The following is a 14,264-nucleotide window of genomic DNA, read 5'->3' as shown; positions in this document are numbered from 1 at the left end:
CCGATGCCCCGCCACATGCGTTACGCCTGGCTCAAGACCCTCGGCACCCTCGCCGCACTGCTGTTGCTGGCGGTGCTGGTCGGCTGGGTCGGCGGCCATGTGTGGATGGCCCTGACCCTGACCTCGCTGACGGTGATGGGCTGGCACTACTGGCGCCTGCGCCGCGTGTTGCGCCGGCTGACCGCGCGCCAGCGCTGGGAACCGCCGGCCGGCACCGGCGTGTGGAACGAACTGGACCGGCTGCTGTACCGCAGCCAGGCGGAAATGCGCACGCGCAAGCGGCGCCTGCTGGACATGCTGCGCGCCTACCGCGCCGCCGCCGCCGCGCTGCCCGACGCGGTGGTGGTGGTGGACCGCAACAGCCAGCGCATCCAGTGGTTCAACGAAGCCGCCGGCACCCTGCTCGGCCTGCGCCATCCCGGCGACCTCAACGTGCCGGTGGTGGAACGCCTGCAGCCGATGCCGCTGGCGCACTGGCTGGCCGGCGGCCGCAACGCCGAGCCGATGCTCGACACGCCCTCGCCGATCGACGACCGGCTGCGCCTGAACCTGCGCCTGATCCCCTACTCCGACGACTACTGGCTGCTGGTCGCGCGCGACGTCAGCAAGCTGCTGCAGCTGGAGCAGGTGCGCCGCGACTTCGTCGCCAACGTCTCGCACGAACTGCGCACGCCGCTGACCGTGGTGCACGGTTACCTGGACATGCTCGACCCGGAGGATTTCCCCGATTCCGGGCCGATGATCGCCGAGATGCGCAAGCAGTCGCAGCGCATGACCCAACTGGTCGAAGACCTGCTGACCCTGTCGCGGCTGGAATCGCAGGAACACGCCAACGAAGAGAGCATCGCGATGGCGCCGATGCTGGCCACGCTGCGCCGCGAGGCCGAAGCGCATAGCCAGGGCCGGCACCGCATCGAGGTGCACGACGAGGCCGACCTGGACCTGGTCGGATCCAACAAGGAATTGCACAGCGCGTTCTCCAACCTGGTCACCAACGCAGTGCGCTACACCCCTGCCGGCGGCTCGGTCAGCATCACCTTCGCCCGCGAAGGCGACGGCGCGGTGCTGTCGGTGCGCGACAGCGGCTACGGCATCCCGTCGCACCACCTGCCGCGCATCACCGAGCGCTTCTACCGCGTGTCCAGCAGCCGTTCGCGCGAAAGCGGCGGCACCGGGCTGGGGCTGTCGATCGTCAAGCATGTGCTGGGCCTGCACCAGGCGCGGCTGGACATCGAAAGCGAAGTCGGCAAGGGCAGCACGTTTTCCTGCCACTTCGGCGCCGGGCGCGTGCATCCGCGGCACGACCATGCCACCCTGACCTCCGCCTAACGAGTACCGCCATGCCACGCGCCGCCGCTTTGCCGCCCACGCCACCACCGGACGTTCCCAGCGACCCGCTGCGCGACCCGTCGCTGTATCTCAACCGCGAACTGTCGCAACTGGATTTCAATTTCCGCGTGCTGGCGCAGGCGCAGGATCCGAGCGTGCCGCTGCTGGAGCGGCTGCGTTTCCTGTGCATCTCCTGCACCAACCTCGACGAGTTCTTCGAGATCCGCGCCGCCACCGTGCGCCACGCGCTGGAATTCGGCTTGCCGCCAGCACCCGACGGGCTGAGTTCGAGCGCGATCCTCAACACCATCCACGACCGTGCCGCGCAGCTGGTCGACCATCAGTACCGCTGCTGGAACGAAGTGCTGCGGCCGGCGCTGAAGGACGCCGGCATCGGCGTGCTCGGCCGCAACAGCTGGAATGCGCGGCAGAAGCGCTGGCTGCGCGCCTATTTCCGCAACGAGATCATGCCGGTGCTGTCGCCGCTGGGCCTGGACCCGGCGCATCCGTTCCCGAAGATCCTCAACAAGTCGCTGAACATCGTGGTGGTGCTGAAGGGCACCGACGCGTTCGGCCGCGTCGGCCACCTGGCGATCGTGCGCGCGCCGCGCTCGCTGCCGCGCATCATCCAGCTGCCGGAAAGCCTGTCCGAAGGCGGACAGAGCTTCGTATTCCTGTCCTCGGTGCTGTCCACCTTCGTCGACGAACTGTTCCCGGGCATGGAGGTGATGGGCTCCTACCAGTTCCGCGTGACCCGCAATTCCGAGCTGGTGGTGGACGAGGAGGAAGTGGAGAACTTGGCGCTGGCGCTGCGCGACGAACTGGTCAACCGCGGCTACCGGCCGGCGGTGCGCCTGGAGATCGCCGAAGACTGCCCGAAGTCGATCGTGCGCACCCTGCTGCAGAACTTCGAGTTGCCGGAAAACGCGGTCTACCGCATCAACGGCCCGGTCAACCTGAGTCGGGTCAACCAGGTCTACGACCTGGTGCAGCGCCCGGAGCTGAAGTACCCGCCGATGAATCCGCGCACGCTGCGCGACAGCGACGGCATCTTCGCCATCGTCGCCGCCGACGACGTGCTGCTGCACCACCCGTTCGATGCGTTCACCGCGGTGCTGGACCTGATCAAGCAGGCCGCGGTGGACCCGCAGGTGCTGGCGATCAAGCAGACCCTGTACCGCACCGGCAAGGACTCGGGCATCGTCGATGCGCTGGTGCTGGCCGCGCGCAACGGCAAGGACGTGACCGTGGTGGTCGAGCTGCGCGCGCGCTTCGACGAGGAAGCCAACCTGGGCTTGGCCGATCGCCTGCAGGAAGCCGGCGTGCAGGTGGTGTACGGGGTGGTCGGCTACAAGACCCACGCCAAGATGCTGCTGATCGTGCGCCGCGAGGGCCGCAAGCTGCGCCGCTACGTGCACCTGGGCACCGGTAACTACCACAGCGGCACCGCGCGCGCCTACACCGACCTGAGCCTGATCACCGCCGACGCGGACATCTGCAACGACGTGCACCTGCTGTTCCAGCAGCTGTCCGGGCTGGCGCCGAAGATCCGCCTCAAGCGCCTGCTGCAGTCGCCGTTCACTCTGCACCCGGGCGTGCTGCACCGGATCGAGCGCGAGACCAAGCTGGCCCTGGCCGGGCGCCCGGGCCGCATCATCGCCAAGATGAACGCGCTCAACGAGCCGCAGGTGATCCGCGCGCTGTACGCGGCCTCGCAAGCCGGGGTGAAGATCGACCTGATCATCCGCGGCGCGTGCACGCTGCGTCCCGGCGTGCCGGGGGTGTCGGACAACATCCGGGTGCGTTCGATCGTCGGCCGCTTCCTCGAGCACAGCCGCATCTACTGGTTCGGCAACGACGGCGCGCCGGAGCTGTTCTGCGCCAGCGCCGACTGGCTGGAGCGCAACCTGCTGCGGCGCGTGGAGACCTGCTTCCCGATCCTGGATCCGGATCTGGTCAAGCGCATCCATCGCGAGGTGTTGCAGAACTATCTGGCCGACAATCTCAATGCGTGGGAACTGGACGCCAGCGGCGCCTATCGCAAGCTGGCGCCGGGCCAGGACCAGCCGCCGCATTCGGCGCAGCTGACGCTGCTCGACGGGCTCTGAACCACGCCACCTGCGCGCCGATGGACGGCAGCCGCCGTGCATCGGCTACCATTCCGCCCATGCCTTCCATCTCCCCGTACACGCCGTTGCGCGATGGCGACCTGCTGGCCGCCATCGACCTGGGTTCCAACAGTTTCCACATGGTCGTGGCGCGGTATCAGCTCGGGCAGCTGCGGGTGGTGGACCGCCTGCGCGAGACCGTGCGCATGGCCGATGGACTGGACAACAAGGGCGGGCTGTCGGCCGAAGCGCGGCAGCGCGCGCTGGAATGCCTGGCGCGCTTCGGCCAACGCATCCGCGACGTGCCGTCGCTGCACGTGCGTGCGCTTGCCACCAACACCGTGCGCCAGCTGCGCTCGCCGCAGGCGTTCCTGATCCCCGGCGAAACCGCGCTCGGCCATCCGATCGAAGTGGTCAGCGGCCGCGAGGAAGCGCGCCTGATCTACCTGGGCGTGGCGCATGCGCAGCCGCCCAAGCCGGACCAGCGCCGGCTGGTGATCGACATCGGCGGCGGCTCCACCGAATTCATCATCGGTCGCGGTTTCCAGACCCTGGAGCGCGAAAGCCTGCAGGCCGGCTGCATCGCCAGCACGCGGCGCTTCTTCCCCGGCGGCAAGCTGTCGAAGAAGAAATGGAAGGACGCGCTGACCGAGATCGGCGCCGAGTTCCAGCAGTTCGCCGGGCTGTACCGCACGCTGGGCTGGGACGAGGCGCTGGGTTCCTCGGGCACGCACAAGGCGATCGGCGAGATCTGCGCGGCGATGAAGCTGACCAAGGGCGCGATCACCGCCGAGGCGCTGCCGCTGCTGCGCGAACGCCTGCTGCTGGCCAAGCGCATCGAGGACATCGACCTGCCCGGCCTGTCCGCCGACCGCCGGCCGATCATCGCCGGCGGCGTGCTGGTGCTGGAAGCCGCGTTCCAGGCCCTGGGCCTGCAGCGCCTGATGGTCAGCAAGGCGGCCATGCGCGAAGGCATCCTGTACGACATGCTCGGCCGCGGCGGCGAGAACGATCCGCGCGAGACCGCGATCGCCGCGCTCACCCAGCGCTACGGCATCGACGAGGCGCAGGCCGCGCGCGTGGAGGCCACCGCGATGGCGCTGTTCGCGCAGGTCGCCACCGATTGGGCGCTGGATGCCGACGACGAACGCATGCTCGGTTGGGCCGCACGCCTGCACGAGTTGGGCCAGGCCATCGCGCACAGCCAGTACCACGTGCACGGCGCCTACGTGCTCGAGCACTCCGACATCGCCGGCTTCTCGCGGCAGGAGCAGCAGGTGCTGGCGACGCTGGTGCGCACCCATCGCCGCAACGTGCCCAAGACCGCATTCGACGCCCTGCCCGACCGCCTGCTGCTCAGCGCCAAGCGCAAAGCCGCGCTGCTGCGGCTGGCGGTGCTGCTGCATCGCGCCCACGAATCCGAGCCGATCCCGTCGCTGGACCTGAAGGCCAGCGGCGACGACCTGCACCTGATCCTGTCGCAGCCGTGGATCGAATCGCGGCCGCTGCAGCGCGCCGACCTGATCGGCGAGGTCGAGGGCATGGCGGGATTGGGGATCAATTTCCGGCCGTTTGTGGCCTGAAAGCCGGGATTGGGGAATCGGGAATCGGGATTCGTAAAAGCTGGGCTGCTGGAGCGCTTTTTGCGAGCCGCATTGCCCTTATCGGGGGCCGCTGGTGAAAGCGCGGCTAAACGCCTTGGGCCGGCGTCATCATTCCTACATGCGGCGGACATGTTCGCTTCACCGCCTCGCGCGAAGCTTTGGCAAACCGGAGCCTGAAGCATGCGCTACGCGATCGTCACCGAGACGTACCCCCCTGAGGTCAACGGCGTCGCGCTGACCGTGCAGGGGCTGGAACTGGGATTGCGTGCGCTCGGCCATCAGGTCGACGTAGTGCGGCCGCGCCAGGTGGGCGACCACGACGACGATGCGCTGCTGGTGCGCGGCGCGGCGCTGCCGCGCTACCCCGGCCTGAAGTTCGGCCTGCCCGCGCCGCGGCGCCTGTCCCGGCTGTGGCAGGCCACGCCGCCGGACGCGGTCTACATCGCCACCGAAGGCCCGCTCGGCTGGTCGGCGCTGCGCACCGCGCGGCGCCTGGGCATCCCGATCGCCACCGGCCTGCACACCCGCTTCGACGAATACCTGCCCCAGTACGGCGCCGCCTGGCTGCAGTCGACCGCGCTGCGCTGGATGCGGCGCTTCCACAACCAGGCCGACGCCACCCTGGTGCCGACCCGCGAGCTGCTCGGCTTCCTCGCCGGGCAAGGCTTCGAGCGCGCACGCCTGCTGGCGCGCGCGGTGGACAACCGCCAGTTCGAACCGCAGCGCCGCGACGCGGAACTGCGCCGCGAGTGGGGCCTGGAGGCGGACGGTTGCGCGGCGCTGTACGTCGGCCGCATCGCTTCGGAAAAGAACCTGCCGCTGGCGGTGCGCGCGTTCCGCCAACTGCAGCGGGTGCGGCCGGAGGCGCGCTTCGTCTGGGTCGGCGACGGCCCGATGCGCGAGCGCCTGGCGCAGGAAAACCCCGACTTCATCTTCTGCGGCGTGCAGCGCGGCGACGCGCTGGCGCGGCACTTCGCCAGCGGCGACCTGTTCCTGTTCCCCAGCCGCAGCGAGACCTTCGGCAACGTGACCCTGGAAGCGATGGCCAGCGGCGTGGCCACGGTCGCCTTCGACTACGGCGCGGCGCGCGAATACCTGCGCGACGGCATCAACGGTGCGGCGGTGGCCGACGACGACGGCTTCGTCGCCGCGGCGGTACGCCTGGCCGGCGACGACGCCCTGCGCCGGCAACTGGGCGAGGCCGCCTGCGCGGCGATGCAGCAGCTGCGCCCGGAACAGGTCGTGGCCGATTTCGAGGCGCTTCTCGGCGAACTGGCTTACAGCAGGAGGACCCATGTCGACGCGGCTTGAGATTCTGCGCGGGCACGAAACCCGCTGGTGCCGGCAAGCCAACCACTGGTGCCGGCGGCGCTCGGTGCGGCGCTTCTTCGCGCTGATCAGCCGCCTCGGCGACGGCGTGTTCTGGTATGCGCTGATGACCTTGCTGGTGGTCTGCGACGGCATGGGCGGCGTGTTCGCCTCCGCGCACATGGCCGCCACCGGCGTGGTCGCGCTGAGCCTGTACAAGGGCCTGAAGCGCTGGACCCGGCGCCCGCGCCCGTACGCGGCCGACCTGCGCATCCGCGCCTGGGTGGCGCCGCTGGACGAGTTCAGCTTCCCGTCCGGGCACACCCTGCATGCGGTGTCGTTCGGCATCGTCGCCCTGGCCTACTACCCGTGGCTGGCGCCGCTGCTGATCCCCTTCATCGCCTGCGTGGCGCTGTCGCGGGTGGTGCTGGGCCTGCACTATCCCAGCGACGTGCTCGCCGCCACCGCGATCGGCGCGCTGCTGGCCGGGGTGTCGCTGTGGGTGGTTCTGTAGCGGGGATTGGGAATTCGGGATTGGGGATTCGTAGCAGCGGGAGCTGACGCCGGCACGACGGACGTTGCCAATCCCGAATCCCCAATCTCCAATCCCGGCTCCATTACAATGCGGCAATGACCACGCTGTTCATTTCCGACCTGCATCTGGATCCGGCCCGGCCGGCGATCACCGCGCTGTTTCTGGACTTCCTGCGCGGCGAAGCGCGCGGTGCCGAGGCGCTGTACATCCTCGGCGACCTGTTCGAGGCCTGGATCGGCGACGACACGCCGTCGGAAACGGCCGACGCGGTGGCGCTGGAGCTGCGCGCGCTGAGCGACGCCGGGGTGCCGGTGTTCTTCATGCACGGCAACCGCGATTTCCTGCTCGGCGCCGACTATGCGCGCCGCGCCGGCATGCGCCTGCTGCCGGATCCGTGCGTGATCGATCTGTACGCCGAGCCGACGCTGCTGCTGCACGGCGACCTGCTGTGCACCGACGACACCGCCTACCAGGCGTTTCGCGCGCAGACCCGCGACCCGGCGTTCCAGCAGCAGTTCCTGGCGCAGCCGCTGGCCGCGCGCATCGCCTATGCGCAGCAGGCGCGCGCCGCCAGCCAGGCGCGGCAGGCGGAAATGAAGCAAGGCGACCGCGCCCAGTTCGAAACCGTCACCGACGTGGCGCCGGACGAGGTCGTGGCCAGCTTCGCGCGTTACGGCGTGGCGCGGATGATCCATGGCCATACCCACCGCCCCGCCGTGCACGCGCTGGACGCCAACGGCCGCAGCTGCACCCGCATCGTGCTCGGCGACTGGTACGAACAGGGCTCGGTGCTGCGCGTGGATGCGCAGGGCTGCCGGCTGCAGCAGCTGTAATCGGCAGCGGCGGGAAACGCGCGCGCGGAACCCGCGACGGTTACAGCATGCCGCCGGCGTTGTCGCGCGCACGTTGCGCATAGCCGACGAAATCGCCCTCGGCCACGTCGTACCACAGGATCGCGCCGGAGCGTTCGACCCGGTAGCGGTCCCGTACCGGTGCGGTCTGCGGATCGCCCGGACAGCCGTCGCCGTGCTTCTCGCGCACCGCAAAGTCGATCGCGGCGGAGGCGCTGGCGGCGGGTTCGGTGGTCGCCGACGGCGAGGCAGCGGCGTCGGCGGCTGCGGGTTCGGCGTCGGTCTCGGCGGCGTATTGCAGGCACTGCGCATCGGCATAGACATGGTCGGCCGCCAGACGCGTCTCCAGCATGTCCAACGCGCGGGTTTCGTCGAACGCCGCCGCAGGCGCATCGCCCGTGGCGGGTGCGGTCGCGGGGGCCGCAGCGGTCGCCGGTGCCTGCGGCGGTGCGGCCGCTGGATCCGCCGCCGGGCCGCAGCCCATGCTCAACATCGCCAGCGCCAAGGCCGCCGGCAGGCCAATGCTCTTCAACACCATCGCCGATTCCAGGAGTAATGAGCGGTGCGCGCCCGGCGCTGCCGGACACGTCGTCGCTCAGCATAGCCGAAGCCGGACGCCACGGCGTCCGGCCGGCCTGCTGGATCGGCAAGCGGAACGCCCCGGCGCAGGCCTGGCGGCCTGCACCGGAGCGCCCCTTGAACGCTACATCAGCGGAACGCGGCGACCGCCGCCTTGGTATTGACCAGCACGCGCTGGTTGTCCGCAGTGCTGGCATTGCCCATCGGCACGCCGCCGTAGGAAATGTTCGGATTGGACCAGTAGTTCAGCCGCGGGCAGCTGACCGGGCAGTTGTAGGCCATGATCGTGCGCCAGCTGTTGCCGTAGCGATAGCCATGGCCGTAGGCGTACGGCGAGGTGCTCGAATCGGTGGCGACGTCGTGGCGCGCGCTCTGCAGATGGCCGATTTCGTGCGCGAAGCTGTAGTAGCCGGTGGCGCAATCCCAGTACACCGCGGCGAACGCGGTGGCGGCGGTCGAACCGATCCCCGAGGCCAGGCCGCAGTAGCTGCTGTTGTCGATGATCAGCACACCGACGTCGGCGGCCACGCTGTTGCGCGTGGTGTGGATGCTGTCCATGTAGCCGTCGCTGGTGCCGCGGAAGCGGCTCAGGTCGGTGGTGAAGTCGCCGGACTCGGTGTAGCTGGTGGTCTGGTAGCCGGCCAGTTGCATGGTGATGCCGACGTTGCTGTTGGTGTAGCCCTGGTTGGACTCGGCGACCGCCAGCTGCACCAGCGACTGCATGTTGCCGCCGTAGCTGGTCACCGCCTGGTTGGTGGCCACCACCAGCACGCGGATGGTCGCCGGCGAGCCGGACGAAGCGGCGGCGGCGGTGACGCGGTCGTCGACCACGGCCTGCGGCATCTGGATGGTCGGCAGCAGCGCGTACTCGGCCGGATGCTCGGCCGGCATGCGGCTCTCGTCGACCTCGACCAGCACGTGGCCGCCGCCGGCGATCGGGCGCAGGTGGAACAGCGTGCCATTGCTGCGGATGCTGCCGGTGACCGTGTCGCCGCTGCGCACCAGGATCGCCGAGTTCAGCGGATCCAGGCCGGAGCGCGCGCGCGCCTTGGCCGCGGCGGCGTTGCCGAGGTTGCCGTACCAGATGCTGTTGCCGCCTTCCAATTGTTCGGTCCTGGTCTGCGTGGCGGTGACGCGCTGGCCCAGCAGGTCCAGCTCCAGCTGCGCCTGCGTGGCGTCCACCGCGGCGGCGTCCACGCGCACGCTCTGCACCGCGCCGGTGGACGGATTGGCCAGCACCCGGCTCAATGCGGGCTCGCCGGGGATGGCCTTGGAAATGTACTGGCTGCTCTGGAACAGGGGTTTTCCGGCCGCGGAAGCGGAACCGGCGACACACAGGGCAAGCATCGCGGTAAGGCAGCACATCGACTTCATGTCGTACTCCCAGGGGTGGTGAGAAGAGACGGAGCGTCGTCCCTCGCGCAGAAGGCGTCGGGCACAGCGCACGGGGGATTCCGATTAGCCGCTCAGCCAACGTTCAGCGCAAGCAACAAAGTCGATCGCGTATCCACTCAGAGATGGCCATTCCAGTTAGCGCCGTGATCGGCATCCATGCGCTGCCCTCACAGCACGCGGCCATCGCCATGGGCAGGACAGCGGCGCACGCCAAACGGCGATCGTTCGGGAACCGTCGCGGCCGGCCTGCCGGGTAACGCCGGCCGCTTCGCCGCGCGGCAGCGCGCCGCCTCAGCCGGCCTGGCGCTGCAAGGCGAGCAGTTCGTCCTCGTCGAAACCGGCCAGCAGCCGCGCCGGCAGGTTGAACGGGCCGTGCAGGTAGCCGCCGGCGTATTCGCGCAGCAGCTCGGCGAACCGCGCGCGCGGCTCGATGCCGGCGCGCGCGCAATACCAGCGGTACCAGCGCGAGCCGGCGGCGACATGCGCCACTTCCTCGCGCAGGATCAGTTCCAGGATCTCGACCGTGGCGGCGTCGCCGAGCGCGCGCAGCTTCACGATCATGCCCGGGGTCACGTCCAGCCCGCGCGCCTCCAGCACGCGCGGCACCAGCGCCATGCGCGCCAGGCCGTCGTGCGCGGTCTTCTCGCACATCTCCCACAGCCCGTTGTGCGCGGCGAAATCGCCGTAGTCGTGGCCCAGCGCACGCAGCCGGTCGCGCAGCAGCGCGAAATGGCGCGATTCGTCGGCGGCCACCGCTACCCAGTCGGCGTAGAACGCGTCGGGCAAGCCGCGGAAGCGGTACACCGCGTCCCAGGCCAGATCGATCGCGTTGAGCTCGATGTGCGCGATCGCATGGATGAAGGCGGCGCGGCCCTCGGCGCTGCCCAATCCGCGCCGCGGCAGGTCGCGCGGATGCACCAGCAACGGCCGCGGCGGACGCCCCGGCATGCGGATCGGTTCGGGCTCGGCGGCATCCGCCGGCACGCGCAGCGCGCCGGCAGCGAACGCGGCGGCGTAGCGCTGGGTCAGTGCGACCTTGTCCTCGGGCGCGCTGGCAGCCAGGCACAGCCGCGCCGCTTGCAGCAGATCCCCGCCGGCGTGCGCGTCGTGCATCGGTGCGCCACGCAACACCGCGTCAGGCGCGGCGCTTCTTCTTCGCTTCGTCCGAACGCAGCTGCATGATGCGCTCGAAGTAGCCCGGCTCGATGCCGGTGGTGTACTCGCCGTTGAAGCACGAGGAATCGAAGGTCTTCAGTTCCGGGTTGCCCTCGCGCACCGCGGTCTCCAGGTCTTCCAGGTCCTGGTAGATCAGCCAGTCGCAGCCGAGGAATTCCTGGATCTCCTGCTCGCTGCGGCCATGCGCGATCAGCTCGTCGGCGGCCGGCATGTCGATGCCGTAGATGTTCGGGTAGCGCACCGGCGGCGCGGCGCTGGCCAGGTATACCTTGCGCGCGCCGGCCTCGCGCGCCATCTGCACGATCTGCCGGCTGGTGGTGCCGCGCACGATCGAATCGTCGACCAGCAGCACCACGCGGTTGCGGAATTCCAGGTGGATCGGATTGAGCTTGCGGCGCACCGACTTCACCCGCTCGACCTGCCCCGGCATGATGAAGGTGCGGCCGACATAGCGGTTCTTGACGAAGCCCTCGCGGTACTTCACCCCGAGCACGTTGGACATCTCCAGCGCGGCGTCGCGCGAGGTGTCCGGAATCGGGATGATGGTGTCGATGTCGTGGTCCGGGCGCAGCCGCAGGATCTTCTCGCCCAGCTTCATGCCCATGCGCATGCGCGCCTTGTGCACCGAGACGTTGTCGATCATCGAGTCCGGGCGCGCGAAGTACACGTACTCGAAGATGCACGGGGTGTGGTCGGTCGGCGAGGCGCAGACCTCGGAGAACAGCTCGCCGCGGCCGGTGATCACCAGCGCCTCGCCGGGGCGCACGTCGCGCAGGCGGGTGAAGCCGAGGATGTCCAGCGCCGAGGACTCGGAAGCGACGATGTATTCGTCGCCTTCCACGCCCTCGCGCTTGCCCAGCACCAGCGGACGGATGCCGTGCGGGTCGCGGAACGCCACCAGGCCCAGGCCCAGCACCACGCTGACCACCGCATAGCCGCCCTTGCAGCGGCGGTGCACGCCGGCCACCGCGCGGATCGCCGCTTCCGGAGTCAGCATGCGCTGCGCGTCCAGCTCGTAGGCGAACACGTTCAGCAGCACTTCGCTGTCCGAATCGGTGTTGATGTTGCGCCGGTCGGCCTCGAACACCTGCTGGCGCAGCGCCTCGGTGTTGATCAGGTTGCCGTTGTGCGCCAGCGCGATGCCGTAGGGCGAATTGACGTAGAACGGCTGCGCCTCGTCCATGCCTTCCGAGCCGGCGGTGGGATAGCGGCAATGGGCGATGCCCACCCGGCCTTCCAGCACCGCCATGCGCTTCTCGTCGAAGACGTCGCGGACCAGGCCATTGGCCTTCTGCACGCGCAGGCGGGTGCCATCGGCGGTGGCGATGCCCGCGGCATCCTGCCCGCGGTGCTGCAGCACGGCCAGGCCGTCATACAGTTGCGCTGCGACATTCTGATTGCCGACGATTCCGACGATGCCACACATTTGAACGCTCTCCGCGGCGAATGCGCCGCTATTGGGAAGGTGGCCGTGCCTGGCCGTTGGATTCGACCCGTGCCGGGTCGTTTGCTGCCGGACGCGCCTGCGCCGGATCGATATTCGCAGGCAGGACCTGGGTCGGGTCGCCGCCGGGCTGCGCGGATTGGGCACCCGGACGCCCCAGGGCCTTGGACATCACGTCCTGCAGGCCACTGGCCGACAGGGCGTTGCCCAGGGCGGCATTATCGCCTGCCAGGGGCAACTTGCCCAAATCCATCTGCTGCATGTTCATCTGTTGCAGGTTCATCTGCGACATGTCCAGTTGCGGCATCTGCGGCATGCGCCAGTCCGGCAGCTGCGCGCGCATCCAGTGCACGCCGGGGCTGAGCACCGGCAGCACCACCGACTGGCGCCAGGCCTGCTCGCGGGTCAGCGGGGTGAAGCTCATCAGCAGCACCAGCACCGCGGCGAAGAACCCGCCGCGCAGCGTGCCCAGGCCGAAGCCGAGCGCGCGGTCGGTGCCGGACAGCGCGGTGGCGCGGACCGCGCTGCGGATCACCATGCCGGTGATGCCCACCACCGCCATCGTCACCACGAAGGTCAGCGCGTAGCCGCCCAGATAGTAGGTCATGCTCGGATGCGCGCCGTCGGCCAGCCAGCGGCCGGCGCTGCCGCCGAACTGGAAGGTGGCCCAGCCGGACAGCAGCCACGACAGCGTGCCGACCACGATGCCGACGAAGCCGCGCAGCGCGCCGAGCAGCGCCGAGACCAGGATCACCGCCAGCAACACCATATCGATCATGCGCGCCTCCTGCGGCCGGGCCGCACCATGGCGGCGGCAGCGCGCCGCGGTTCCCTTCCCTGGTACATGCTTGCGACTCCGCGGGCCGAAGCCCGGTTCAAGGGTGTGGACGTACCATACCGCTGATGCCGACCTTGGAGGCGACCTGCGCGCGCAGCTGTTCGGCATCGGCGCGATTGGCGACCGGGCCGACCCGCACCCGGTTCAAGGCGCCCTTGTCGGTACGCACCTGTTCGACGAAGGCGCTGAATCCGGCGGCGCGAACCTTGTCGCGCAACGCGTTGGCGTCCTCGGCCTTGGCGAAGGCGCCCAGTTGCACGGCGAAGCCGGTGCCGGACGCGGCCGGCACGCTCGGCACGCTCGGGGCGGGCTTGGCCGCGGCGACCGGCGCCGGCGTCGCGGCCGGCTTGGCCGGCTCGGGCTTGGGCTGGTCAGGCTTGGGCGCCGCGGCGACCGGCGGCTTGGCCGCGGCCACCGGCTTGGCCGGCTCCGGCGGCAGGGTTTCGGTCTTGGCCGGCGCCGCGGTCGCTGCCGGCGTCGCGGCGGCGGCCACCGAGGATGCGCTCGGCGCGTCCAGGGTCACCACCTGCGCATTGACGTCGTTGCGCACCTTCACCGCCTGCAGGCGTACCGACTCGGCCTGGGCGCGGTCGGCATACGGGCCGATCCGCACGCGCCAGGCCTGGCGCCCGCCGATCGTGGCCGCTTCGCGGAAGCCCGGCAGCTGCGCCTGCTTGAGCCGCGCGATCACCGCATCGGCGTCGGCCTGGGTGGAATAGGCGCCGAAATTGACCGCGTAGTTGCCGGCGGCCACGGTCGGCGGCAACGGCTGCGCGGCGCTGCCGGCCGCGGCCGGCGTGGCCAGGTCGGCGGCGTCGGGGTTGTCCTGCACCGGCGCCGGCGCCGCGGCCGGCGCGCTGGCCATGCCCACGGCACCGCCGCTGGGCGCGTCGCCCGGCGTCACCAGCGGCAACTCGCGGGTCTGGAACTGGCCGTTGGCCGGAGCGTCCGGAGCCTTCAGCGGAACATTGGCGACGCCGCTGTCGGGCGCGGGGCCCTTGACCAGCATCGGCAGGAAGATCACGGCGAGCGCCACCAGGACAAGGGCGCCAATCAGTCGCTGTTTCAGGACGGTATCCACGGAAAGCTTGAGGGGG

Annotated in this window: 12 protein-coding genes; 6 read left to right on the top strand and 6 right to left on the bottom strand. The window is 69.9% G+C overall.

The window, feature by feature from the left end:
• Positions 1–3: 3 nt before the first annotated feature.
• The 6 genes from phoR to lpxH all read left to right on the top strand — a co-directional run bounded on the left by phoR (position 4) and on the right by lpxH (position 7,717).
• The gene (gene phoR / locus HDC36_RS19925; RefSeq protein WP_179570625.1) at positions 4–1,329 is read left to right on the top strand and encodes a phosphate regulon sensor histidine kinase PhoR; all 1,326 of its coding nucleotides are present in this window, start codon (positions 4–6) and stop codon (positions 1,327–1,329) included.
• Positions 1,330–1,340: 11 nt separating this feature from the next.
• The gene (ppk1, locus tag HDC36_RS19920; protein WP_179570624.1) at positions 1,341–3,437 is read left to right on the top strand and encodes a polyphosphate kinase 1; all 2,097 of its coding nucleotides are present in this window, start codon (positions 1,341–1,343) and stop codon (positions 3,435–3,437) included.
• A 59-nt stretch (positions 3,438–3,496) separates the two neighbouring features.
• A complete protein-coding gene (ppx, locus tag HDC36_RS19915; RefSeq protein WP_179570623.1) occupies positions 3,497–5,020 on the top strand; it encodes an exopolyphosphatase in 1,524 nt (507 codons plus the stop codon).
• 201 nt (positions 5,021–5,221) lie between these two features.
• Entirely contained in the window at positions 5,222–6,352 is a 1,131-nt protein-coding gene (locus HDC36_RS19910) for a glycosyltransferase family 1 protein (RefSeq protein WP_179570622.1), read from the top strand.
• Complete coding sequence (locus HDC36_RS19905; protein WP_179570621.1) at positions 6,336–6,863, top strand: phosphatase PAP2 family protein; 528 nt, start codon at positions 6,336–6,338, stop codon at positions 6,861–6,863. The genes HDC36_RS19910 and HDC36_RS19905 overlap by 17 nt, the downstream gene beginning before the upstream one ends.
• A 116-nt stretch (positions 6,864–6,979) precedes the next feature.
• The gene (gene lpxH / locus HDC36_RS19900) at positions 6,980–7,717 is read left to right on the top strand and encodes a UDP-2,3-diacylglucosamine diphosphatase (RefSeq protein ID WP_179570620.1); all 738 of its coding nucleotides are present in this window, start codon (positions 6,980–6,982) and stop codon (positions 7,715–7,717) included.
• A gap of 40 nt (positions 7,718–7,757) precedes the next feature.
• Here the strand turns inward: lpxH and HDC36_RS19895 are convergent, their stop codons facing one another.
• The 6 genes from HDC36_RS19895 to HDC36_RS19870 all read right to left on the bottom strand — a co-directional run bounded on the left by HDC36_RS19895 (position 7,758) and on the right by HDC36_RS19870 (position 14,248).
• Complete coding sequence (locus tag HDC36_RS19895; protein ID WP_179570619.1) at positions 7,758–8,273, bottom strand: hypothetical protein; 516 nt, start codon at positions 8,271–8,273, stop codon at positions 7,758–7,760.
• Positions 8,274–8,443: 170 nt separating this feature from the next.
• Positions 8,444–9,688 carry a zinc-dependent metalloprotease gene (locus HDC36_RS19890; RefSeq protein WP_179570618.1) on the bottom strand — a complete coding sequence of 415 codons (1,245 nt, stop codon included), beginning with the start codon at positions 9,686–9,688 and terminating at the stop codon, positions 8,444–8,446.
• A 312-nt stretch (positions 9,689–10,000) separates the two neighbouring features.
• The gene (locus HDC36_RS19885) at positions 10,001–10,822 is read right to left on the bottom strand and encodes a ferritin-like domain-containing protein (protein ID WP_179570617.1); all 822 of its coding nucleotides are present in this window, start codon (positions 10,820–10,822) and stop codon (positions 10,001–10,003) included.
• A 22-nt stretch (positions 10,823–10,844) separates the two neighbouring features.
• Positions 10,845–12,311: an amidophosphoribosyltransferase gene (gene purF, locus HDC36_RS19880; RefSeq protein WP_179570616.1), complete on the bottom strand. Its 1,467-nt coding sequence runs from the start codon at positions 12,309–12,311 to the stop codon at positions 10,845–10,847.
• 28 nt (positions 12,312–12,339) lie between these two features.
• On the bottom strand, positions 12,340–13,107 hold the full coding sequence (locus HDC36_RS19875; RefSeq protein ID WP_179570615.1) for a CvpA family protein: 768 nt from the start codon (positions 13,105–13,107) through the stop codon (positions 12,340–12,342).
• Positions 13,108–13,204: 97 nt separating this feature from the next.
• Entirely contained in the window at positions 13,205–14,248 is a 1,044-nt protein-coding gene (locus tag HDC36_RS19870; RefSeq protein ID WP_179570614.1) for an SPOR domain-containing protein, read from the bottom strand.
• Between the last annotated feature and the right edge of the window lie 16 nt (positions 14,249–14,264).

It is taken from the genome of Xanthomonas sp. JAI131, assembly GCF_013410075.1.
Lineage (GTDB): Bacteria > Pseudomonadota > Gammaproteobacteria > Xanthomonadales > Xanthomonadaceae > Xanthomonas_A > Xanthomonas_A bonasiae.
The sequence above is the reverse complement of the archived record's forward strand: the minus strand, read 5'-3'. Positions and strand labels throughout refer to the sequence as shown.